General features: G+C 50.2%; 25 protein-coding genes, 1 pseudogene and 1 riboswitch. Of the genes and pseudogenes, 12 read left to right on the forward strand and 14 right to left on the reverse strand.

From position 1 onward, the window contains the following. Positions 1-42: 42 nt before the first annotated feature. Entirely contained in the window at positions 43-1,419 is a 1,377-nt protein-coding gene (locus tag YWK_RS0109790) for a sugar porter family MFS transporter (RefSeq protein ID WP_026964639.1), read from the reverse strand. 275 nt (positions 1,420-1,694) lie between these two features. On the opposite strand from YWK_RS0109790, the gene YWK_RS0109795 reads away from it, so the two are divergent. The 4 genes from YWK_RS0109795 (at position 1,695) to YWK_RS0109805 (ending at position 4,326) form a co-directional block, all read left to right on the forward strand. Continuing rightward, positions 1,695-1,997 carry a metal-sensitive transcriptional regulator gene (locus tag YWK_RS0109795; protein WP_051375446.1) on the forward strand — a complete coding sequence of 101 codons (303 nt, stop codon included), beginning with the start codon at positions 1,695-1,697 and terminating at the stop codon, positions 1,995-1,997. A gap of 24 nt (positions 1,998-2,021) precedes the next feature. Beyond that, a complete protein-coding gene (locus tag YWK_RS19330) occupies positions 2,022-3,599 on the forward strand; it encodes a heavy metal translocating P-type ATPase (protein ID WP_051375447.1) in 1,578 nt (525 codons plus the stop codon). A gap of 102 nt (positions 3,600-3,701) precedes the next feature. Next, positions 3,702-4,061 (forward strand): hypothetical protein, encoded by a 360-nt coding sequence (locus YWK_RS22870; protein WP_051375448.1) that lies wholly within the window; start codon positions 3,702-3,704, stop codon positions 4,059-4,061. Positions 4,062-4,119: 58 nt separating this feature from the next. Further along, positions 4,120-4,326, forward strand: a complete 207-nt coding sequence (locus YWK_RS0109805) for a heavy-metal-associated domain-containing protein (RefSeq protein WP_026964641.1) — start codon at positions 4,120-4,122, stop codon at positions 4,324-4,326. 66 nt (positions 4,327-4,392) lie between these two features. Here the strand turns inward: YWK_RS0109805 and YWK_RS0109810 are convergent, their stop codons facing one another. From YWK_RS0109810 to YWK_RS0109845, 7 genes are all read right to left on the reverse strand, one after another. After that, positions 4,393-5,079 (reverse strand): DUF1345 domain-containing protein, encoded by a 687-nt coding sequence (locus YWK_RS0109810; protein WP_245578585.1) that lies wholly within the window; start codon positions 5,077-5,079, stop codon positions 4,393-4,395. Positions 5,080-5,182: 103 nt separating this feature from the next. Beyond that, positions 5,183-6,595: a hypothetical protein gene (locus YWK_RS19335; RefSeq protein ID WP_156909114.1), complete on the reverse strand. Its 1,413-nt coding sequence runs from the start codon at positions 6,593-6,595 to the stop codon at positions 5,183-5,185. A gap of 201 nt (positions 6,596-6,796) precedes the next feature. Further along, positions 6,797-8,416 carry an Nramp family divalent metal transporter gene (locus YWK_RS0109820; RefSeq protein WP_051375450.1) on the reverse strand — a complete coding sequence of 540 codons (1,620 nt, stop codon included), beginning with the start codon at positions 8,414-8,416 and terminating at the stop codon, positions 6,797-6,799. A 198-nt stretch (positions 8,417-8,614) separates the two neighbouring features. Further along, positions 8,615-8,780: riboswitch (M-box (ykoK) riboswitch) on the reverse strand. Positions 8,781-9,130: 350 nt separating this feature from the next. Then, on the reverse strand, positions 9,131-9,766 hold the full coding sequence (locus tag YWK_RS0109825; protein ID WP_026964644.1) for an NAD(P)-dependent oxidoreductase: 636 nt from the start codon (positions 9,764-9,766) through the stop codon (positions 9,131-9,133). 65 nt (positions 9,767-9,831) lie between these two features. Next, positions 9,832-10,263 (reverse strand): RrF2 family transcriptional regulator, encoded by a 432-nt coding sequence (locus tag YWK_RS0109830; protein ID WP_026964645.1) that lies wholly within the window; start codon positions 10,261-10,263, stop codon positions 9,832-9,834. A 330-nt stretch (positions 10,264-10,593) separates the two neighbouring features. Continuing rightward, positions 10,594-11,061, reverse strand: coding sequence for a thioredoxin-like domain-containing protein (locus YWK_RS0109840; RefSeq protein ID WP_026964646.1), 468 nt, complete (start codon positions 11,059-11,061; stop codon positions 10,594-10,596). 175 nt (positions 11,062-11,236) lie between these two features. Next, entirely contained in the window at positions 11,237-11,677 is a 441-nt protein-coding gene (locus YWK_RS0109845; protein WP_026964647.1) for a Fur family transcriptional regulator, read from the reverse strand. 409 nt (positions 11,678-12,086) lie between these two features. Between YWK_RS0109845 and YWK_RS0109850 the strand changes: the two genes are divergently transcribed. Continuing rightward, a complete protein-coding gene (locus YWK_RS0109850) occupies positions 12,087-12,737 on the forward strand; it encodes a TerC family protein (RefSeq protein ID WP_026964648.1) in 651 nt (216 codons plus the stop codon). A 76-nt stretch (positions 12,738-12,813) separates the two neighbouring features. Here YWK_RS0109850 and YWK_RS0109855 read toward each other — a convergent pair whose 3' ends face one another. Next, positions 12,814-13,623 carry a YitT family protein gene (locus tag YWK_RS0109855; RefSeq protein ID WP_245578587.1) on the reverse strand — a complete coding sequence of 270 codons (810 nt, stop codon included), beginning with the start codon at positions 13,621-13,623 and terminating at the stop codon, positions 12,814-12,816. Positions 13,624-14,305: 682 nt separating this feature from the next. On the opposite strand from YWK_RS0109855, the gene YWK_RS0109860 reads away from it, so the two are divergent. Continuing rightward, on the forward strand, positions 14,306-14,836 hold the full coding sequence (locus tag YWK_RS0109860) for a CHRD domain-containing protein (RefSeq protein WP_026964650.1): 531 nt from the start codon (positions 14,306-14,308) through the stop codon (positions 14,834-14,836). A gap of 151 nt (positions 14,837-14,987) precedes the next feature. Here YWK_RS0109860 and YWK_RS0109865 read toward each other — a convergent pair whose 3' ends face one another. The 4 genes and pseudogenes from YWK_RS0109865 to YWK_RS22875 form a co-directional block, all read right to left on the reverse strand. Beyond that, positions 14,988-15,848, reverse strand: coding sequence for an acyl-ACP desaturase (locus tag YWK_RS0109865; RefSeq protein WP_051375464.1), 861 nt, complete (start codon positions 15,846-15,848; stop codon positions 14,988-14,990). 78 nt (positions 15,849-15,926) lie between these two features. Beyond that, the gene (locus tag YWK_RS0109870; protein ID WP_026964652.1) at positions 15,927-16,124 is read right to left on the reverse strand and encodes a cold-inducible protein YdjO-related protein; all 198 of its coding nucleotides are present in this window, start codon (positions 16,122-16,124) and stop codon (positions 15,927-15,929) included. Between the two features lie 153 nt (positions 16,125-16,277). After that, entirely contained in the window at positions 16,278-16,472 is a 195-nt protein-coding gene (locus tag YWK_RS0109875; RefSeq protein WP_026964653.1) for a cold-shock protein, read from the reverse strand. A gap of 247 nt (positions 16,473-16,719) precedes the next feature. Beyond that, positions 16,720-18,322, reverse strand: a pseudogene (locus YWK_RS22875) (spore germination protein). A gap of 101 nt (positions 18,323-18,423) precedes the next feature. On the opposite strand from YWK_RS22875, the gene YWK_RS0109885 reads away from it, so the two are divergent. The 3 genes from YWK_RS0109885 to arsC are packed head-to-tail and all read left to right on the forward strand — an operon-like array spanning position 18,424 to position 20,255. Next, on the forward strand, positions 18,424-18,747 hold the full coding sequence (locus tag YWK_RS0109885; RefSeq protein ID WP_026964654.1) for an ArsR/SmtB family transcription factor: 324 nt from the start codon (positions 18,424-18,426) through the stop codon (positions 18,745-18,747). Between the two features lie 33 nt (positions 18,748-18,780). After that, positions 18,781-19,830, forward strand: coding sequence for an ACR3 family arsenite efflux transporter (gene arsB / locus YWK_RS0109890; RefSeq protein WP_035466669.1), 1,050 nt, complete (start codon positions 18,781-18,783; stop codon positions 19,828-19,830). After that, the gene (gene arsC / locus YWK_RS0109895) at positions 19,827-20,255 is read left to right on the forward strand and encodes an arsenate reductase (thioredoxin) (protein WP_026964656.1); all 429 of its coding nucleotides are present in this window, start codon (positions 19,827-19,829) and stop codon (positions 20,253-20,255) included. The genes arsB and arsC overlap by 4 nt, the downstream gene beginning before the upstream one ends. A 66-nt stretch (positions 20,256-20,321) precedes the next feature. Here arsC and YWK_RS0109900 read toward each other — a convergent pair whose 3' ends face one another. Further along, a complete protein-coding gene (locus YWK_RS0109900) occupies positions 20,322-20,747 on the reverse strand; it encodes a Fur family transcriptional regulator (protein ID WP_026964657.1) in 426 nt (141 codons plus the stop codon). 180 nt (positions 20,748-20,927) lie between these two features. Here YWK_RS0109900 and YWK_RS19345 point away from each other — a divergent pair, with 180 nt between their 5' ends. The 3 genes from YWK_RS19345 to YWK_RS0109915 are packed head-to-tail and all read left to right on the forward strand — an operon-like array spanning position 20,928 to position 23,503. Beyond that, on the forward strand, positions 20,928-21,713 hold the full coding sequence (locus YWK_RS19345; RefSeq protein WP_051375454.1) for a metal ABC transporter ATP-binding protein: 786 nt from the start codon (positions 20,928-20,930) through the stop codon (positions 21,711-21,713). A gap of 2 nt (positions 21,714-21,715) precedes the next feature. After that, the gene (locus YWK_RS19350; protein WP_051375455.1) at positions 21,716-22,558 is read left to right on the forward strand and encodes a metal ABC transporter permease; all 843 of its coding nucleotides are present in this window, start codon (positions 21,716-21,718) and stop codon (positions 22,556-22,558) included. A gap of 21 nt (positions 22,559-22,579) precedes the next feature. Next, complete coding sequence (locus YWK_RS0109915) at positions 22,580-23,503, forward strand: metal ABC transporter solute-binding protein, Zn/Mn family (RefSeq protein WP_084453622.1); 924 nt, start codon at positions 22,580-22,582, stop codon at positions 23,501-23,503. Positions 23,504-23,537: the final 34 nt, after the last annotated feature.

Here is a 23,537-nt window from a genome sequence, read left to right on the forward strand (position 1 = left end):
TGCACCCCAAACGTCATCAACCCATTCAAGTCAATTCGGAAGCTACCGCTTGAAGGCTCCCCACATGCGCTCAATATCTTCCAAAGACCTTCCCTTCGTTTCGGGAACAACGCTCAGAGTGAAGAGGAAGGCGATGATGGACATGATGGCGAACATCCAAAACGTAATGGCAGACCCAACCCCACTTAACAGTACAGGGAACGTTTGTGATACCACATAATCAGCTGCCCACAGGGCCACCGATGCAATGGCTGTCGCTCGACCGCGAATCCGCGTTGGGAAAATTTCCGCGATAATCAACCACACAATCGGGCCGAACGATACGGCAAACGCAGCCACAAAGAGCAAAACAAATACCAATACCAGCGGTCCCGCGGTGTTCCCCGTATGAAATGCGTAACCTACCACCAGCAAGCTGATGGCCATCAGAGCGGACCCAATCAACAACAACACCTTCCGCCCAACTCTGTCAATCAACCACAGTGAGACCAGCGTAAAGATGAGGTTGACCGCGCCGACGATGATGGTTTGAGTCAAGGACGCGTCTGTTCCTGCTCCCGTCTTCTTAAAAATCTCCGGTGCGTAATACATGATGGCGTTGATACCAGTCACCTGTTGTAGGATGGCCAATACAACCCCCACCAATAGGGCAATCCGGAACCCGCCTTGAAACAACTGCCCCATGGAGCCTGTTTCATTTTTGAGAGACTCCCGGATGTCCTCTATTTCCAATTGTGCCTGTTGAAGACCGTTAATGCGTTCCAAAATTCGAATGGCGGTGTCTCCTCTCCCCTGCTTTTCCAGCCACCTTGGACTTTCAGGAACAAGCAAGAGCAGGAGCATAAATACCAATCCTGGAGCAATGCCAAGACCAAACATCCACCGCCAACCCGTGGAGATGTCCCATGCCGGGCCCCCGGCATTGGCTACCGTTCTGTTCACGAAGTAAATGGCGGAGATACCGATGACGATGGCTAACTGATTTAACGAAACCAAACGACCGCGATACCGCGCTGGGGCAATCTCTGCGATGTATAGCGGGACAAGCGTGGACGAGACGCCAATCCCAATGCCGCCAACCACCCTCGCCACCACAAACTGTGAAATGGTGGTCGGAATGGCGGATCCTATGGAACCAACCGAAAACAAGATAGCAGCGAGAACCAACATTCGCTTGCGCCCAAACCGGTCGCTCAGCGCCCCTGCAAAGCCTGCGCCGATAATCGCGCCAATCATGAGACAGGATACCGCCCAGCCCGTCATGACTGAATCCAAATTGAATTTCTGCTGCATAAACCCGATGGCACCGGATATGACGGCAGTGTCATAACCAAACAAAAGGCCACCGATGGCAGCGACAATCGAGACTAGGGTGACAAATCCGAGGTTCGTTCTACTTGCCTGAATTGAAGTATTCACCGCTTCCTCTCCTCATCATCTCAACTCTCAGTGGAACTGTCGTACCACTTCATAGGGGTATGTGCAAAGCCGGCGAGCCGCCGTGCACCACCCATGCGCAAACATGAAAGCACTCTCATAGCGCAACGTCCATCATTATACACCGGAATCTATGTATTCCCAAAATTGTATTCCGAAAATTGGCCCACATATTGCTGTCAAGCTGCCCAGTTCAAAACAGATCATCCGGGCCATAGGTGTTTCATTGTCACGATGTATGCATCCCATTTTATCCGGTGAGAACGTCATCTTTCAGGCGTCCTCTTGCGTTTGACATATATACCATACGGGTGCTGCGGCGGTTGAAACGCATAGAGGGCCAAGTTCGTGGCATTCAAAAAATGATCCAAGAAGATAGATATTGCGTCGACATCCTGGTGCAGGTGGCCGCCATCAAGAGCGCAGTTCACCAGGTTGGCCTGTCCATCCTCGAGTCCCACACCAGAGGCTGTGTGGCGGATGCATTGGCGAACCATGCCAATGGTGAGCAGAAGATTGACGAGCTGATGGATGTCATCCGCAAGTTCACGAAATCATGACGCAGTATCCAAGGAGGTGTCGGCATGCCTGACGTCAAGACTGGGGATAGCGTCCCCACGAGAAGTGTCGAGCTCAATATTGAAGGCATGACCTGTGCCGCCTGTGCAGCCCGCATTGAGAAAGTCGTTGGGCGGTTAAATGCCGTGAAGTCTGTGAACGTGAACCTCGCCTCAGAGAAAGCGCACATCACCTTTGTACCTGGCGATGTTCAGGAGTCGGATCTCATCCGCACCATTGAAAAAGCCGGCTATGGTGCGAAGTTGGCATCCCAAACGGCTGTAGAGGAGGAAAAACAACGCAAACAACGTGAGTACAAACGAGAGGTTATCAAGTTTTGGGCGTCCGTTGCGCTGACGGCCCCCCTGGTCATCCAGATGCTCTACATGCTGTTTGGCGGTATGGCCTTCATACCAAACTGGGTCAGTTGGTTCCTGGCGACCCCCGTTCAATTCTACATTGGGTGGCGCTTCTACAAAGGGGCTTACCACGCCCTGCGGGGCGGCACTGCAAACATGGATGTATTGGTCACTCTAGGCACTTCTATGGCGTACGCATACAGCGCCATTCTGACCGCGCAAGGCAAGCCGGACGTTTACTTTGATAGTTCGGCGACCGTTGTGACACTGATTTTCATGGGCAAGCTGCTTGAAGCCAAGGCCAAAGCCAAATCAAGTTCTGCTATCGAAGCACTTGCGAAACTCGGTGCCAAAGCGGCACATGTGCTCCGTGACGGCAAAGAAATAGATGTTCCTGTGGAACAACTGCGTGTTGGCGACGTGGTCCGGGTTCGACCGGGGGAAAAAGTCCCCAGCGATGGCGTTGTCAAAGAAGGTAGCACGACGATTGATGAGTCCTTCCTGACAGGCGAGCCATCGCCCGTTTCAAAAAGCCCTGGAGACCCAGTAGTAGGTGCTTCTGTAAATCAGACCCGTACATTCACCATGGAAATCACCAAGGTTGGTGCAGACACGGCGCTGGCTCAGGTTATTCGATGGGTGGACCAAGCGCAAGGTTCAAAGGCCCCCGTTCAACGTCTGGCAGACAGAATCTCAGGTATCTTTGTTCCCATTGTACTTGTGGCTGCTCTCGTGACTTTGCTGCTCTGGGGCGTATTCAATGGCTGGTCACACGGCCTCATGGCGGCCGTGGCCGTCCTTGTCATCGCCTGTCCTTGTTCTCTCGGACTCGCAACGCCGACTGCAATCATGGTCGGAACAGGACTGGGTGCTGAGTCAGGCATATTAGTGAAAGGTGGCGAGCACCTTGAGCTGGCTCATCAAGTGAATGCTGTGGTTTTTGACAAGACTGGAACCCTCACATCCGGAAAACCGCAAGTGACCGATATTTGGACCGAAACAGGCGTCACGGAACAACACCTCATGGCAGTCGCGGCTGCCCTTGAATCGCAAAGTGATCATCCGCTCGGAATGGCCGTTGTCAATGACGCCAAAGGACAAGGCATCCCCATTCCATCCGCCACGGACGTCGAAGCGGTACCAGGCAAGGGGATTGTCGGATGGGTGAACGGCACGAAAGTGCAAATTGGCAATCGCCGTTGGTTGACGGAGTCTGGTATCCCTTCGTGCCGGACGACGTATTGACGGACTTCGAGGATGCAGGAAAGACAGCGGTGATGGTTGCCGCAGATAACCGGGTGCTTGGCGTCATTGCCATCGCTGACACGATGAAGGCTGGTTCGAAAGATGCGGATGGTCGGTGCCGGGATCAACGATGCGCCTGCCTTGGCGGCAGCAGATATCGGGATGGCCATGGGGACGGGGGCTGATGTCGCGCTGGAAGCGGCGGACATCGCGCTCATGCACAGTGATCCCAGGGGCGTTGTAGATGCCATTCGGTTGTCGAAGTCCACCATGCGAAAGATTCGTCAAAACCTGTTTTGGGCCTTCTTCTACAATGTACTCGGTATCCCATTGGCCGCGTTCGGGATTTTGAGCCCGATTATCGCAGGTGCGGCGATGGCGCTCAGTTCAGTGAGCGTCGTATCCAACAGCTTGCTCCTCCGTCGTCTGAAACTCGGAAGGGAAGTGCATGCTGAGCCATAGTCGCAAGCTGAACCACTCTATTTTGCAAATCACTCAAGACAAGAGGAGATGGACGTACATGGCAACAGCAACCATTACGGTGAAAGGCATGACTTGTAGCGGATGCGTCAATTCCGTAACCAAGGCTCTCAAAAGTGTAGACGGGGTACAAGAAGCCAACGTCGATTTGCAGGGTCAAAAGGCAACGGTGACGTTCAATGATACAGTGACGAGCGTTCAAGCTCTGAAACAAGCTGTGGAAGACGCAGGATATGACGTAGAGTAATGGGATGAATGCAGGACGGCGGTAGGGATGGTCCCCGCCGCCCCTGGGGTCAAGCCCGTGCAACGTCTAAGCAATATTGATTGCGCGCGCAGCAAGGACCGCGACAATCACGAGGGAGATGGAAGCCTGTGCCATCATGAGTACTTTTGCCCTCTTCGACATGACCATGGTATCGGTTGGACTAAAGGCTGTGCTCGTATTAAATGCCAAGAATACATAGTCAATAAATGTAGGTTTCCAATCTTTCCAGCATTCTAAGTTCGAGGTCATCTGTGGGAATAACAAATCCGGCGCATCCGGTGTATTGGCATGTCTGCGAATGGGCCCCCCTTGATCCACTTCCCAATACCACACGGCAAATACCATAATATTTGCCGACCAAAGAAGTACGGCATCTCGGAAGAGACTCGCAGCAGTTTCCGTATGTTTAAACAGCGCGTACACAAGAAATACAACACTGCTGACCAACCCCAGTGTGAGCACGGAAGTAATCGTGATGGCCAGCCGTCGTGTCCAGCGGTGGTGGCCAACAAACACTGATGCTAACAGTGGTACGAGCAAGACACTGACAATCGCGAGCACAAACCAACTTGGACCCACCGTTAGATTTTCCGATAGCACACTGAAGAGAATTCCAATCACGAGAACGGCAATCAAGAAAGACCATCTCGGAACCTTACCTGCATACTTTCCGATATCCTCAATTTCCGTCTCGATGGTTTCTATCACGCGGTTCTTATCTCGCTTTTTCAACCGAATCTTTCCTCCACGCAGCATTCAGTGGTTCAGGAACACTGCACAGGGGCTCTCGTAATGCAGCGTCTATCGTTCATAAACCGTGTCGAGAATCCATGGCTCAGTATACCCCTGGTGCGGTGATGGCGTAGTTCGTCGTATCGGATGGATACCACTGAACCGAAACGCTCGGATGAACCCCATCGCTTGGATGACGCTGAACAAGGTCGGTCGGAATGGACTTGTCACCGATTTCGATGACAGTACCATCCGGATTCGATGTGTAGAATGTCAAACCACGAATCTCATCCAAAGTCGGGACGTGTATCCCAAACACAGGGTCGTCAATCGACAGGATGTGGATGAAGGCCTTACCGTCTACATGCGTTACCTTGTACTTCACATACTGCTGTGCCACATTGTATTGAAGCAATCTACTCGTTCGCGCCACCAATATGCTTCCATGATGGTACTCACGCGCCAAGAGCTTCAATCCCCGAATGGATTCCTCAGGCAGCGGGAACTGGCTGACGCCTCCGTTCAGGTGCTGCGCCACAATGGAGTACTGATGCCGTTTTTCAATGTCGTGAAGATGTGCGGGCGTTAACTGTCTCCAAATCTGCCATACGGTCCAATCCCATAGTGGCCCCCCCTTACTGTTATACCCGTAGCTCGTATGGCGTGAAAACCCCCATACACGCCGTCCATCAGGCAAGCGAAGTGGATATATCATGGAGTTCATGCCAAACATCTCACTCGAGTTGTCTGCCCAAACAAATCGTACGCCATATGGGATGGTGAAATCCGTGTGGTAGTACGGTGAGGTAGAGTTTGCACCTTGTTGATAGTTAAAAAACGGCGCAATCCCGTATGATCCAAAGTTGTCGACGTTTGACTTGTTACCGTGGTCTGTCCAAACCGTAATATGATCCCCAGCCTGTTTCAAAGCCTCAATGCCCTGTTGGGCGAGTCTACGTGTAAACCGTGTCTTCGTTTGATCCACCTGGCTGAAGTCGCCAAACGTGTGTATGGTGTCAATCCAGCCGGCGTGAATGTAACGGTGAATCACCGCAGCACCGTACGGCTGGTTCGTCACGCCCTGAAAGTACGACAGTTCGTGAGACATGGGCTGATGGTGGATGTCTACATATCCATGCTGATTGTTTGCGTTGTACATAAAGAAGGAATCCGCGAAGTCGAGACCAAGACCGCGGCCCGCTGGTGTCATTTCCCTCGTATTGATGAACTGATGGACAAGGTTAAATTTACGTAGTGTTTCACTGTCTGCGTCGGATGAGAGGGCGAGCATGGCCTGATACGGATAGGGAAACTTGCGCATACCGTATACCTGCGGCACTTTGCTCATATCGTACGTCGCCGCCCCTAGCGGTTCGGCAGCGCGCGGTACCTTTTTCTGATGGACGACGCCTTTTGCAGATGGTTTGGGTTTATCGGTCCGTGTGTCACAGCCAAACAAGGCGGTTATCGTCCCGAATGTCAGCATGATGCCGAGAAGCGCTCGATACCAAGGCACAAAATACGACCTCCCAATTGCGTGACTTGTAGTTTGTCGGACATATTGTGCTTCACATCTGCGATTCCTTGCACCAAACCAACATTTCCCGGACTCACATGCGCGCCATGCGCCGAAAATGAAATGGGCCCCCTTCACGATCTCTCCTGAAGGTGAGCCCTCTTTGCTGCACTGACGCAGTCTGTGCATCTCAACCGACCATCATCCCCCGATGGAAAGCTGTACAACCTTCACGACCAACATGATGACCGCAACAAGTAGGTACCCACGAAGCGCAATCATTCCTATCCGCTGCATGGGTGACCATTCGGGCTTTGGCAGCGTCGACAGTGGCGGCATTCGCCACGAATGACGATCCACCTCTGGATAGCTCCTGTCACTCTTTCCCTTGCGTCGATACCAGACGATTCCCCCTAACAACAACCCAATCACCATGACAACACCGGAGGTGATGCCTAGAATCTGCACATTCACACCGGGAAAGAACGTCGTCACAGCCAAAATGAATGACAACATCACCAATACCCCGACAATGACACTGCTCACGAGGTTCAGCCATGGGCGATTGACCCACGGGCCGAGAACAGCTCTATCGTTACAAAGCAACAACAAAAAGACGGTTGCACTCGGGAGCAAAATCCCCGCCAAAGCCTGAACTGCGGTGGTTATCAGTCCAAGCGGTGCGTGCGGTATGACCACAATGCCCGCAGCAATCAAGATGACAGCGGAATACGCAACATAAAAGCCCGTTGCGTCTTTCACCGAGCGGTGTAGTGAATGCTTCGTGCCAAACACATCTCCGAATGCATATGAAGTCGACAGCGTCACTGCTGCTGCACCAATCAAAGAAGCGTTCAGGAGGACGATGGCAAACAAGTCTCCTGCCAATGTGCCAAGACACTGTGACAAGCCGGCTATCGCCGACCCAGCATCGACAAACTGGCCCTCGAACTTCGTCCCGTGAAACGCAAACGCGGTACTTGCCATGATGGCCGTTGCCCCAATCACGACCACAATGGAGCCGATGACAGTGTCGGCGCGTTCATACGACATCCAGCGAGGCGTGAGTCGTTTATCAATGACGTTGGATTGCTGAAAAAACAACTGCCACGGTGCCACAGTCGTTCCGACCATACTGATGATGAGCAGGAGTGCCTTGGAGGTCAGACCGCCTTGGACACCAGGTACCAAAAATCCATGCACAATGGCCCCGGCCTTCGGATGACTCATGAAGAAAAGAGGAATCACAAGAAAATTGGCTGCAACCATGGCATACATAAACCGTTCCCATCTCCGGAAACTCCCTGTGACCGTCATGGCCACCAGAAATACAGCTGCAGCAGCAACAGCCACCCACGGGTTGACGCCAAAGTGCTGAAGCGCCATACGGATGCCGATGAATTCCGTGACAATGGTGAGCAGATTCAAGATGAACAAGTCACCCACTGAAAATGCGCCCCAAAATTTCCCGAACCGTTCAAAGATCAGCCGTGCATGGCCAACGCCCGTGACTAATCCCAAACGAACGGCCATCTCCTGATTCACAATCAAAACAGGAATCAACAGTAGCAACACCCACAACAGACTCGTTCCGAAGTTTTGTCCGGCTTGGGCATAGGTCGCCACGCCACCTGCGTCATTGTCGCCGACCATCACGATGAGGCCGGGGCCCATGATGGCAAGTAGTGTGAGGAACCGAGCCTTCCATGTCCTCCGAGGTGCCGTGTCATCCATACGCACGGTACCGAGAGCTCCTTGAATATCACCGACGTGTGCGCTGTCCAAAGCCGTGTTATGTTCAATGAGTGCATGTTTGCTCATGATAACAATCCTCCTTGAAGAAGAGATAGGAGGGACAGAAATCCCCTTTTGTTTTCACCTGTAAGAGACAATCCACATTCCGTTGCTGACTACTAGGACCTATGTCCACACCTACCACCTCCTTCAAGGCCAAAGTAAAACCCCCTGACGAAACATCAGGGGGGCACACTCTGCATATGAAAACACACGCAAAGAATTGTACATCCCCCTAGTTGAGCTTTAGCACTATGTGACGTAGAGTTTTCACTCAGCCACGTTGAGTAAAGCCTTAATCCGGCAGTACCTGTTCTACCCATTGGCGTCTTTCGACGTTTCCGGGCAGTGGCTTGTGTTCACATAGACGCCTCGCCTAACGAGGACTGGTTGTATTCAATTTACTGGTATGCGATGTGACTTCTCGAAGTTCGAGGCGAATGCCTGCTTCTCGTCAAGAAATCAGCAATTCCCAACGATTTCCCTGTACTTCGGAGCCATCAACCTGTCGATACAACGTTCCTTCTCGGGATGCAAGGAATGCCGTTCGTCTTCGTGATTATACACCAACTGCGTTCAGTGTTTCATTAACATTCGATGAGTTTTTGGTGAAACGTTGATGGCAAGCCGCATTGAACATGAATACGAGAGCGAAACGCAGTCTGCACCATCGCACAGTGAAAACAAAGGAGCCCCACAACTGTGAGGGCCAAAATGGAGTTCATTGGCTCTACACGGTGTTTAGTAGGCGACGGTAAAATGCTTGCGAATAAACTTGGGGGTCTCCACCTCATCCAGTATAGCGATGGCGAAATCCTCAGCGGATATACGGCTTACACCTTTTTCGTCCACCACAAGTTGTTCTGTCCCTATGCGATACTTTCCAGTTCTTTCACCGGGTTCAATCAGCGCTGCAGGGCTGAGATTGGTCCATTCTAACTCGGATTCCCTCCGATAAAGATTGAGGGCATCCGCATGAGCCTGTGCAATGGCTTTCCACTGTTGTGGAAATTCTGGTGTATTCATGAGCTGTACACCAGGTGCCACTTCCAAACTTCCGGCACCGCCTACGGCTATCAAGCGACGAACGCCAGAACGTTTCACGCCGTCAATCAGAGATTTTGTGGCATCCACAATCCCTTGTTCTTGTCCAGGTGCAGGACCAATGGAGCTCACAACCGCGTCATGACCGCGTACGGCATCCGCAACTTGGTCTGCCTTCAAGACGTCGCCGGTAACCACACGCAAGTCGGCGTGTTGCACAGTCAATTTTTCGGGATTGCGCACCACGGCAGTCACTTCATGCCCACGATGGAGAGCTTCCTTCAAAATCCGTTGTCCAATGGTTCCCGTTGCTCCGAACAGTGCAATTTTCACGGCAGTCACACTCCTCTTGGGTTTTAACAATAACTAAAATGGTTTTAGTTAACCTCAAAAAAATTTCACTTCGAAAGAATCCCTGCAGCGAGCGCTCCTTGCGCGACATCCGCAACCGTGTATCGACTCAATACCCCCACGATTGCGTCTTCAGCTTCACTTGCAATGGTGCCAAACACGGTACGTATCCCCGAGCCAATGGGACACATGGGATTCGGTTCAGCAGGACTTGGTGCCAGTGCACGGTCCAGATTCATCGCTTTGTAAACATCTGAGAGCTTAATTTCCTCGGCAGGTCTTGTCAGTCGGTATCCACCATCACGCCCCTCCCGTGTTTCAATCAACCCAACTTCCACGAGTCTCTTCAACACGCGACGGAGGAAAACAGCATGCGTGTTCACGCTGGATGCGATGAAGCTACTAGAATAACCGTCTTTGTTTTGTGCGAGTAGCGCCAACGCATGCACAGACATGGAGAACCAACCGCTTGTTGCCAAATTCATTTCCTCCTCTACATATTCTATAGCCGAATCGATTCCAGTTTATCAACAACGATACGGATATAGAAGAGCCGGTACCAATGACCGGCGTTTTCACACACAACGCATGGGATTCAAACGGCGTCGTTGATTTTCTGACAGTAGATCACAGCACTGCCGTCATCATTGATCTCGTAAATCTCAATGTATCCGGCCTTTATGACAAATTCCACATAACACTCCCGGCAGAAGAAGTGATTGCGTCCAATCTTTCCAATGTTATAGCCGTTACAAGTTGGGCATCTCATGCCGTACCACTTCCTGAGTGCAAACTTGCAGGTACTTGGGTCATTCGTTCCCCCCCACTTCGGGCAATCCAAGGGCTTCGCGTATTTTGGGTTCTACTTTTTGAAATCCCTTATCTCCTGCGGCGCGAAATTTTAGTTTCCCATCGGTTCCAAACACAAAGAACGCTGGAACATATTCGTTTTCAAATCGGTTGGCGATTCGATGTTCATTGTCCACTCCGACCGGCTGAGTGATGGCGTACTCAGCAATATCGCGCTTGACTCGCTCCAAATTCGTATCCTCTTCATAACGAGGCATATGGATGGCAACCGTTTGTAAACCCTTATCTTGATACTTATCTCGAATGGCAATCACATCGTTCATGGTTTCGTGACAGATATGGCAGGATACTGCCCAGAAATGAACCAGGGTGACTTTGCCGCTCTCCAACACGGGTGCTTCGCTTGCATTCATCCAATGGGTAGCGCCTTCTAAGCTGGGCATCTCTGTACCAAGCCGCATTGGCATTGTTCTCATCTCCCGAATGACATCATGTTCATTTCAGGTGTCGTCGTTTTATCAAAATCCCTGCACAAATAATCCGTATTAAATTCTATTTAATATTTATTATTAACTAGAGCTCATTATAGTTATGGTGTGAGATTTTGTAAAGTGGAACAAAAAGGCGACCTTTCGGTCGCCTTTAGTCAGGTTCTCTTGATTTTGCACAATCATTGCAGATTCCTCTCACCGCAATATGCATTTCTTCAATGTGAAATTTCTCTTGTTCTGCGATATGAGTTACATTCGGAGTCGATGGCAAGTAGAAATCAATGAGTTTACCACATTTGTTGCAGACCATATGGTGATGAGGAGAAGTGTTTGCGTCAAATAGACTCGCAGCGTCTCCAAACTTTATTTCTCGTATAAGTCCCACATCACTCAAACACTTTAAGGTGTTGTATACCGTTGAGACGCTTAAATTCGGCAAGATATGTTGCATCGCCCGATAGATCTCATCAGCAGACATATGCCCCCGATTGGTCAGAATGTGACGCAAAATCGCATCTCGTTGTGGTGTGACACGTAAACCAGCACCCTTGAGTATGTCAGGAACATTGATCTCGTCTGTTTTCGGATCCATATCATCCACTCCACAATCATTGGTCAGGGCAGCACTCCAAACCTATGATGACTCAAGTTTCTTCCGTGCCCACGCCACTGCAAGTATGATGTACTTCCTGTTTATTGCGGTTGTCCGATACCCTGTTCCAATTAGTATACACTGATTGTTCTTGTCATACAGGTTGTGTCCACGCTGGAAACCTGTCTTCCAATGTTGTGGACATGTCTGCTCTCCTCATAGATGACTGCGATACACGAGACATGAAGCGGGCCCCTATGACATCGTCGTCCGAGCAGGTGTATACAATGGTACTCAAGCGATTCAGGCGATGGAGTCCACTTTCACCGTTTGACGAGAGTCTGTCTGATGGCCCCTACGTTTGCTGTGGCATACGGTGGGGGCTCATTTCTGTCACCGAGGTGAACACATGAACGCGCTGTTCGAAATCGGGCTTATCGCGATGATTGTCACAGTTGACAACGCACTCCTCGCCGGTTTGCTACTTCCACCGGCATTGTCACACGAACGAAAGCGGTCCATACTCATCATCCTTGCATTTCTCCTTGCCATCTCACAGGTCCTTTTGGCGGCAAGCGTGGGTCAACTGTTACACAATATTTTGTTCAGGCTCTTTGCTATTGGTTTATTAGGGTGGATGTGTATACGTACCCTCGGTATGTCTGCATCCCGGAGTGTTGAAACGTCGACGGTCATCGCAAAACTGTGGTTGTTTACATTAGTAGGAAATTTGGATAACATGTTTTGGCTGGGTTCTGAACTGGAAGAAGCACATTTCGCCTTGCTTATTGTTTCGTTCGCAACAATTCCTCTTTTCGTGGCCGTGGCTCTGTTATTGTCCGACCAAAGCGAGAAACAAAAATGGATTGCCCCTCTAGGCGCCGGCATGATGGCGTGGACTGCAGCTTCCTTGACCCTTGACACCCCCATCATCCAGTCGCTTATCAACAATCTGGACGAGTCTCCGCGAACGACGATTCAGTGCTTGATTACAATATTGATTCTGGTGGTCGGCTTAGGTGTTCGGAAGATGTTACACGCGAAGTGCATGCGTTCTTAGATAAGCGATTGGCAAACTTCCACTCGAGTGGTTCAGCAGGAGGAGATGTTGGCTTGCATTTTGTACATCGCTGAGATTAATGAATGTTGCGCTTCTTAAACCGCCCGCCGCGTACTTCTGCCATCGCTCCGATAGCTAGAAAAGCGTCCGGATCAATGTGTTCAACAATCGATTTTAACTTTGCTTCTTCAAGACGTGAAATCACGCAGAAAATGACCTTTTTGTCGTCTCCTGTAAATGCTCCTTCTGCATTCATGTACGTGACTCCGCGCCCCAAGCGGTGCAAGATGGCCTCCCCAAGGTCTCGGTACTTGTCGCTGATAACCCATATTGCCTTCGTTTCATCAAAGCCATCAATGGTCACGTCGATGGTCTTAAACGCGATAAAATAAGCAATCAAGGAATACATCGCGTGGTTCCATCCAAAAACGAATCCCGCACTTCCCAAAATAAAGATGTTAAAAAACATCACCACTTGCCCGACCGACCAAGGCAATTTCTTATTCACAAGTACAGCGACCACTTCTGTGCCATCGGATGATCCACCGTTCCGAATGATGAGACCAACACCGATTCCTACGATAATGCCGCCAAACACAGCGGCTAGCAGCGGATCGTTCGTAATGCCTGGGACTGGAACGAGCATTGATGCAACAATGGATAGGATGATGATGGAGAATAACGTGGACAACGCGAAGGTTTTTCCGATTTGTTGATAACCGACTATCAAGAACGGGACGTTCAGTACGAAGAGGAACAACCCTAATCGAAATCCGGTCAAATGCGAAAGAATGATGGATATACCGGTAATACCGCCATCGATAATGTTGTTCGGAACAAGGAAAATTTCAAGCCCTACGGCAACAAGTACAGCACCCACGCACATGAATACTGCGCTTTGTAAAATCTTGAGTCTTTTGCTCACCTTAGGACTCGTTTTCAAGGCAAGTGAATCGGCTCGTACAAACGGTCCGTGCATTATCTTCCCCCTTCTCCTTCTATATTTCGGTACTAAAATGTTCACACAATTCAATGATAACATAAACCCGATTAATTTAGTAGGATTATGGAGCAGAGAGAGACATTTGCAAATCGCTGACTATAAAACACACAAGGGGCTGAACCTCAAGGCTAACGTTGCCTCAGGATGAGCCCCTTTTCAATGCCCATGCTCTGCCTTTGCAATATGCTTCCCCTCTCTCCATCGGGCCGGAGATAGGGGAGTGTAACATGGGTGACGTATCCCGGTAAGACGGCATATCGGTCACAATATACAGGCACTTCGATTTTGGAGAACACGCTCTAGATGTTTGACCGCCGGTGTAACGATGGAGATAAATTGAGCTTCTCGTAGCCGGCGAGAGGCCGGACTCGTTTTAACATAACCTGCTCCACCGCTGTGAAGTGCACCCGCTGTCGAAGCTTCCAAGGCAAGGTATGCACCGGCGGACACCGGTAAATTGTTGAGAAGATAGCGGTTTCAAGGCGAATCTAGAAAGTTCTGTCATAGTTGAAGTGCTATGCTCAAAATGCTCGCTTAAAACATACAAAAGAGGGGTCGATGGAGCATGGCATCAAAGGTTTTGGCAACAGCTGCTGGAGTTATTGTTGCAGCATCTCTCGGATTGGCTGGTTGTGGTACAGATAACACCGCAAATAACACATCTAGCGCATCTACAAACCAAACCGCGACGACAGCGGCGAAAGCGACAAAAACAGATAAAAATACCGATTTGAAAACAAGTGCGAATGCATCCGCTACGGTAACACTGAGTCCATCGAAGGACAGCAAGGTGAAAGGTACAGCTACTTTGACGCTGGATCCGAAAACGCACGAGTTAACCGTTGTCGTGAAAGCCTCCGGTTTAGCACCGAACAGTGTACACCCAGAACATATTCACACTGGAACGACTGCAAAACCAGGTGCAGAGGTTTATGCTTTGGCAAATCTAACTGCGGACAAAAATGGTGACGCAACTTCTACAACCGTCATTAAGGGTGTGAAAAACATCCCGGCAAGCGGTTGGGTCATCCTTGTTCATCAAGGTCCTAAGGACGTAAAAGTTATCGCCAGCGGCGATGTGAAGACGACAAAGTAAATTGACAAAACAAAGGCACCCTGACTGGGTGCCTTTGTTTTTGATGAATATTCGCATCGCAGTACTCCCCAAACTACCGCGGAAAAGGGGCTGTGGGCTGTGATGGGTTCATCTCTAGGCTCGTCATCTTTTCACCACAGTCAGTCGTCGACTAACTTATTTCTCTTTGTCGAAGAGATTTCCGCTCGATAATACGTTTTAGGCGCTCGTGAAATTTCAAGAGGTTGATGCGTGCTTCTTCGGCCTCTGAACTCGACGGACGGAGATGGTTCAATCCCCAAGATTCAACCAACACACTCAGAACCTGATGATAATACTGTTCTGGTCCGTAGCCGGCTCCTTGACCAATGAGCTGCATACGCTTTTCAAAATCGGGCATTTCACCACCTGGCATCACGAAGTTTTTCATTACGTGAGCCACATGGTAAATATAGTTCGGTTCAAGTTCCAGATGCGCTTTGACAGCATCTCGGTAAAACACATAGTGAAGACTTTCATCCTTGGCAAGACGACGGAGCAGTGTGGACAAGTTCTCATCATACGGTTGAGCTACCTTTGCTACATCGTTGTAAAACACCATTGTGGCTAATTCTTGCATGGCCGTGTACCCCATGACTTGCGTGGGCACCATGAATTCGGACTCGTAGCCTTGTTCCACAACATTTTTTCGCAAAGTGTGCAGCTCATGTGGATTCGCGTTGCGTGTCAAAATCAGATAGGTTTCCAGTAGATTGGAGTGCTGATCTTCTTCTGCGGTCCAAGTGTGGATGAAGTCCTGAAGAACATCCAAGCTACCCTTAAAGGTGATGCTTAAATGTGTCGTAAACCATGGGAGATTTACCTCTGTTAGCAATGCCGTTTCGATGGCCGTATATATCGGTAATGGCAGGCTTCTCTGCCCTTCATTCCACGGATCTGTTTTGAAGGAACGTCCTTGCTCCCAAGGAATAAAGTCGTGGTAACTCCAGTCGATTTTGGCTGCACGCTCGCGATGATTGGCATACAGTTTCATCAATCGCTCTTCGAGCCTAACATCGACATTGTTATACTGAAACAACGATGGACCACCTCCAGGTTTATCCCTAAAGAACTAATACTTCTGCTCATCCTCATCAATGACACGAATGTTCTTTAGTTCTTTATGCATCTGGCTGCTACATATCGGACATTTGGGTTCCGCCTGGGAAACAAACTCAAGCCTCGACCAACAGGTACAGGCTGAGCATTGCCAGACAATGGTATCCTCGTAAACATGTTCACTCGGTGGTTTTTTGTTGTAAAAGCTCATTCGAACGTCCCTCTTCCTGGGTAGGACTCAATGACAAGTGATGCTGAACCAGCTGTTCGTCGGTACATTGCAAATCGCTGAAGTAAAAAGGGTTGACTCTTCAGGTATCTCAACGATGCCAGAAGAATCAACCCCGCTTTTCAACAACTTGCTTTACGCAACATTGGCGGCTTGCGGACCTTTTGGCCCTTGTACGATATCAAACGTAACGCGCTGCCCTTCTTCAAGGGACTTATATCCGTCCCCCTGAATGGCACTAAAGTGGACGAACACATCTTCTCCGCCCTCCACAGCGATAAAGCCAAAGCCCTTCTCCGAGTTAAACCACTTCACGATACCTTCGTGCATACTTTTTCCTCCTGGTGCTCACCTAAGGCACAATCGTAATTGTTCATTGGCACGGTCACTTATACAAATGATAAAAGCCGTTCCTGTTCTGCACCCACTATGAGGCGCAGAAAGAACGGCTCACAGTTCTATACATGGATACGAATTACCTTTGAACAATTCGATTGTAATGGATTTATGAGAAAATGTCAAGGAATGCTCTCCCCGTAGGCCAACTCTTCTGGGACATCACCGGTGAAATTCCAGTCTAACGTTGTGCTTGCTTGCGAAATGTCATGACCATGACAGCTATAAGAGGAATACAGACTAACGTCACCACGCGGATGAACACATCCTTCATATCCCGCCAGCTGAACGGTGCAATCGGCCCCATGTAAGGAACGCCGAATGAACGGAGCGGAAGGAGATGCGAAACAAGGATGAGGCCGAGGGTCACGATACCGAGCAGTCCGCCTAATGTTGCGGCAATGACAAATGCAAATTGAATGATCCGGCTCGAATTCACAAACCCATACGCTGGCAGAGCAAATGAAGCGACCCCGGTCCCAGCCACCACGATAACCATGCCCGGCGACACCAGGCCTGCACGCACGACCGCATCACCAATGACGAGCGTACCCACGATACTCACGGATTGCTCGACCGCGCGAGGCAGCCGCGAGCCGGCTTCACGTATGGCTTCAAAAGCACCCATCGTGATGAGCGATTCCAATACGGTCGGAAAGGGAATGCCTAGATGCTGGGCTGCCACGCTAACCAAGAGCGGCGTTGGCATCAGGTCTTGGTTGTAAGACAATATCGCCACGTACAGGGACGGCAATAAGAGAGAAGACCAGTACGCGATGTGGCGCAAGACGCGAATGAACAGCGTCAAAGTGTAATTCATATAGTAGTCTTCGGCCGACACCAAGAAATTGATAAACTGGGACCATCATGCAGGTCGGTGCCCCGTCGAGCATGATGGCAATGCGCCCCTGCAACAGACTGCCTGTCACCCGGTCCGGCCGTTCGGTCTCTTCCGTCGTCGGAAACAGGGTGTACGGCGCGTCGCCGATGAGTTCGCGCAACTTGTTGAGGTCATTCATCGCATCGATGGAAATGTCGCGCAGCCGCTGGCGCGCTTCCTCCACCAAAGCCGGTTTGACGATGCCTTCGACATACACGATGCATACGTTGGCCTTGGAGTACACACCAATGCGCATCGATTCGACCTTGAGTCGCGGACTACGGATCCGCTTGCGAAGCAGTGCGACATTGAGTTCCAGGTTCTCGACAAACGCCTCCTGCGGACCTTGCAGGGTGGGCTCGTTCTCGGCCTTTTCGATGTTCCTTCCAGGGGGTTGGCTGACGTCCAGCGTCAAGGCCTCTTTTGAACCGTCTACGCAGAGGACGACTTGTCCGTCGGATACAGCAACGTTCCATTCTTGGCGTGTCTTTACCCGCCGGACGCGTACCGTGTGCAAAGCAGACTCCAAGTGAGAGATGTCCACTCGCCGTTTCGGCAGGGTCGAGAGCGGTTCGAGAACGCCTTCTTCCATGCGTTCCTGGGCCACCATGCCGCGGAGCCACACCAAGAGTACCCGTGCCCCGTGAACGTCGACTTCGCGGATTAATAAATCGTCACAGTGCTGCCACTCCGCTTCAACCCAGACACGTAAACCATCTACACGGGTGGGAAAGGGGTCATTCGGTCGACGCCGAGAAGTATCCACTAAGCCGGCGATTCTCTCGGGATGTTTCCCGAGATCTTTTGCCTTCGTACCCCTAAGCCGCTTGAATAACACAGCATACTCTCCCCGACTGTACGCACCAATTTTTGTTGGTATTGTGTCCATATTACTCCAAGCCATGCAAAATATTTTGTATGGACCCTATTCCGACGAGGGACTTCTCAAATGGAGACAGGATATGATTAAATAACAATATCGTTATAAAGTAATGGAGGGAATCGATGAACATTGAAAAGCTTGCCGAGACCCTGAAGGTTCTCGGCGACCCGACGCGACTTCAAATTGTGGCGATGCTGAACATCCGGGACCTTTGTGTCTGTGAACTGGTACCGATGTTTTCGATTTCTCAACCTGCGATTTCCCGGCATTTGAGTCGGTTACGTAGCGTGGAACTGGTAAAGGAAACGAGAAAGGGCATGTGGGTGTACTACTCATTAAATCGCCAAAAGCTCGAAGAAGTTGGCTTTTCCTTATCTCATTTGCCGGACATGACGGAACGTTTAAACGAACTGAGAGTCAAGGGTGCATTGCCTGAGTGTAAATAGACAGACGGGAGTTGTTACATCGTGCAGCAGCATATGACAAAGCGACTTTCTTTTTTGGACCGATACCTGACCGTCTGGATTTGCGCAGCCATGGTGGTCGGTATTTTGCTTGGTTACACCTCGTCAGGACTCGTGACAGGTTTGAACCATCTCCAAGTGGGTACAACATCCGTTCCGATTGCCATCGGTCTCATTCTTATGATGTATCCCCCGCTGGCCAAAGTTCGTTATGAGGAGCTCGGCAATGTATTTCGAAACACCCGTGTTCTCGGCCTGTCATTGGTTCAAAACTGGGTGATTGGTCCACTACTCATGTTCGTCTTAGCCATTGTCTTCCTACGCGGATATCCGGAATACATGGTGGGGCTCATTCTGATTGGTCTCGCCCGTTGCATTGCAATGGTCATCGTCTGGAATGACCTCTCGAAAGGCAGTGCCGAATACGCGGCAGGACTCGTGGCATTCAATTCTATCTTCCAAGTCCTCTTTTATTCGGTGTACGCCTACCTGTTCGTGACCGTATTGCCCCAGTTCTTTGGCTTGCGCAGTATGATGATTCACATCACCATTGCAGAAGTCGCCCAAAGCGTGTTGATCTATCTGGGCATTCCATTTCTAGCTGGAATGATGACGCGATACACCTTGGTACGGGCAAAGGGTAAGCGTTGGTATGAAACATCGTTTCTACCGCGTATCAGTCCGCTTACACTGATTGCACTGCTCTTTACCATCATTGTGATGTTTGCCCTTCAAGGGGGTACTATCGTTCGCGAACCATGGGACGTCGTGCGGATTGCGATTCCACTGTTGATTTACTTTACCGTGATGTTCCTCATCTCGTTCTTGATGGGTAAGCGGATGGGCGCAGGCTATGCAGTCACTTGTACCCTGTCCTTTACCGCAGCCAGCAATAACTTCGAACTCGCGATTGCTGTTGCGGTGGGAATTTTCGGCATCCATTCCGGTGCTGCACTTGCCGCAGTCATCGGCCCACTCATCGAAGTGCCCGTCATGATTGGACTTGTAAACGTTGCGCTTTGGTTTGAACGCACATTCTTCAATAAAACGGAGGTCGCATCATGAAAAAGCCACTGATTTACTTTTTGTGCACAGGGAACTCGTGCAGAAGCCAAATGGCAGAAGGGTGGGCAAAACATCTTGGCGGTGACGCAGTCGAGGTTTACAGTGCAGGAATCGAAACGCATGGACTGAATCCGCGTGCCGTGAAAGCGATGAGAGACGCTGGTGTCGACATCTCGACGCACACATCCGATTTGATTGACCAGAAAATCCTCGAACGAGCCGACTACGTCATCACGCTGTGCGGAGATGCCAAAGACAAATGCCCAGTGACGCCACCTCACGTCAAACGAATTCATTGGGGGCTCCCCGACCCTGCCAAAGCAACAGGCACGGAGTCTGACATTGAAGCCAAGTTCAACGAAGTACGCGATGACATTCGACGTCGCGTTGAAAGGTTTTTACACGACATCGCTTCTCAGACATGATGTCCCCTTACTCACGTGGGACTTCAGAGTCCATGTTGTCCACATATGCTTTTGGTACGTTTTCATTCAATTCTTGCAAGAAGTGCAGTATCCGTAGATTTCAAACCGGTGATTGACTACTGTAAAATTCTCGAGTTTGACGTGCAACAGTGACATCGGACACTCTTCAATCACCGATGTTTGTCCGCAAACGACACAAATCAAGTGGTGATGATGGTGCGTCTGGCACGTTAACCGATACTTTTGAACACCATCGATGTGGTCCATCTGCTCAATCACGTGAAGTTCTTGAAGCAAGGACAGCGTCCGATAAATCGTGTCCATGCTGATATTGGGATATTTTTGTTTCACAGATTCATAAACGTCTCTCGCCGTTAAGTATTGATTCCCACTCCGAACAAACAGTTCCACTATCTCTTGCCGTTTTCCCGTGAATTTGTGCCCCGATTCCTTTAATTTACTTAGAATCTCCTCGGTAGACGCCCACGCCATTCTTCACACCTGCTCTCTATACATCGCTTCAACGGTTGTCATAGAACGAACGAAACTACAGTCTATAGATTCCTCTCTGCATACAGTAAATCGTAAAATTCCTATTTACAAGGGAATGATATCACAGGTACAATGAAGCGGTCATTATAGGAAATAATTTTCTACAAAGGAGGTAGCCAGTTGGAATCCGCACTGTCTGTTGAGCATGTGTCCGTATCTTTGGGCGGCGAGTGGATCTTACACGATATTTCCTTTGAAGTTCGCCGTGGAGAAATGGTCAGCATCATCGGGCCGAATGGCGCTGGAAAATCCACACTGATGAAAGTCTTACTGGGTGTACTTCAGCCAAGCCGCGGAAGGATAACGGTTCACCTTCCACCTGCTGCAAAGAACCGCTCGCGCAGCATCGGATATGTACCCCAATCTCGCCAAATGGATGTAGACACATCACTTCGTGCCTGGGACTTCGTCAGCTTTGGTCTACCTCATACACTCCGACCTTGGCTCAATCGCAAGGAGCGTTCACGAGTGCGAGAAGCGCTTGAGCTCACCCGTTGTGAGGAGTTGGCCAATCAGGCCATCAGTCGCTTGTCTGGCGGTCAACGACAACGACTCTATTTAGCGCAAGCTTTGGTGCGCAATCCAGATCTGCTTCTCCTCGATGAGCCGACCTCAAACTTAGATCCCGGTGGGCAGGAGATGGTGGTCGAGCTCGTCAACCAAATACGGCAAGAACGTGGAACGACGGTCCTCCTTGTCACGCACGACATGCATATCGCTGCAAAGTATAGCGATAGAATTCTGTACTTAACTCGCGGTCGATATGCCATCGGACGGGTTGAAGACATTGTGCGTCCAGACGTTCTGACGACACTGTATGGAGCGCCGATGACTGGGATTCACGAAGAGACCCACACAACGGCAGTTCCAAGTCGTACTTCATCAATGCCTTACCTGGAGGTTTAATGATGTTTCAATACGATTTCATGCAACATGCGTTCCTGGCAGGCACCGCTGTGGCAATCATGTGCGGAATCATCGGGGTATACGTGATTGCACGAGGCCTCGCATTCATCACACACACATTCTCCCACGTTGGATTTGCCGGCGCAGCCTTTGCGGTCTTTATGAGTTGGAATCCGTTGGCTGGGATGCTTCTGTTCACCACAACCGCTGCCGTTTCGATTGGTGGTCTAGGAGCGAAAGTGTTCCGAAAGGATATCCCTATCAGCGTTGTACTCAGCATTGTGTTAGGACTGGGACTGCTCTTTCTATCTCTGACAAAGGGACAGTCCAACGCGATGATGGCCTTACTCTTTGGCAGTATTGTCGGCATTGACGCGTCCCAGGTCTACGAAATGTTTGGCTTGGCTGTGGGCATTCTCGTTGTCTTGATACTTGGGTACCGGATGCTTACCTTCGATTCTTTCGATCCGGTCGGCGCTGAATCGGCGGGACTTCCCACGAGATTCATTTCCATCGCATTCTTGCTGCTGCTCTCGATTTCAGTCGCAGAAGCCTTACAAATCGTTGGGGCACTTCTGGTGTTTACACTGATGACCACACCGGCAGCAGCCGCATTCAGCCTCACAAAATCGGTTTCAAGGATGCTCCTGTTCTCCGCTGTATTTGCTGTGATTGGCGTGTGGTCGGGTCTTACGCTCAGTTTCTATACAAACGCACCAGTCAGCTTCTACATCGCTGCCGTGGAGGCCGTGTTATATTTCGCCTGCCGAGGATGGCAAGTATGGCGAGAGAAAATGTTGCCAAGTGTGAAGCCGGAACACGTTTCCGTGTCCACCGAAATGTAACGAACGTTGGGGGATTCTATCATGAATATGATCAATGGTTTTGTCAGATACGGTGTGATGTCACTTTCGCTCATGTTTCTCGTTGGATGTGGCAGTCCTGCGACACAAGATAACAAGTCAGCAGATACGGCGTCTGGCAAAATCCAGGTTGTAGCGGCTGAAGATTTTTGGGGTGAAGTGGCACAGGCTGTCGGTGGTCAAGATGTGACTGTGACTTCCATCTTGAACAATCCTACTGTCGATCCTCATGAATACGAACCAACGCCAGACGCGTCAAAAGCGGTCAGTGACGCCAAGTTGGTCATCTACACGGGGATCGGCTACGACGAGTGGATGTCCAAATTGATTCAAGCAAGCGCCTCCGCGAATCAGAAGACCGTGATTCGTGTTGGAACGGATGTACTCCATAAGCAAATTGGCGACAATCCGCATGTGTGGTACATCCCGAGCGCGCTTCCGTCGCTGGCGAACGACATTGCGGATCAATTATCCAAAATGGACCCAGCGCATGCAAAGGAATATCACCAACGAGCTACAGCGTATATCCAAAAACTTCAACCCTTGAATCGGATGATATCTCATCTGAAGCAAACATCGTCTGTAAACATTGATGTGTCAGAACCTGTGTTTGATTACATGGCAACAGCCCTGCATATGAACGTTTGTGATTCTGGGCTTGCAAAGGCTGTGGAGGATGGAAATGATCCGTCACCGTCGGAGTTAGCTGACGTTCAAAACGACATAAAGACGAAGAAAATCAAATTCTTCGTGGAAAACATTCAGAATGAAACGCCAACGGTGGCGAACATCGTCAAGCTTGCACGTAGTAACAACATACCTGTCGTGCAGGTCACGGAAACGAAACCGACAGGTAAAGACTACTTGACGTGGATGATGGATCAACTCCAGCAGGTGCAAAAGGCGCTGAACAACAATGCACAATAGGGAAGATCTGTCGCACACAGATCTTCCCCTTTTC

Origin of the sequence: Alicyclobacillus pomorum DSM 14955 (assembly GCF_000472905.1) — a bacterium.
Lineage (GTDB): Bacteria > Bacillota > Bacilli > Alicyclobacillales > Alicyclobacillaceae > Alicyclobacillus_A > Alicyclobacillus_A pomorum.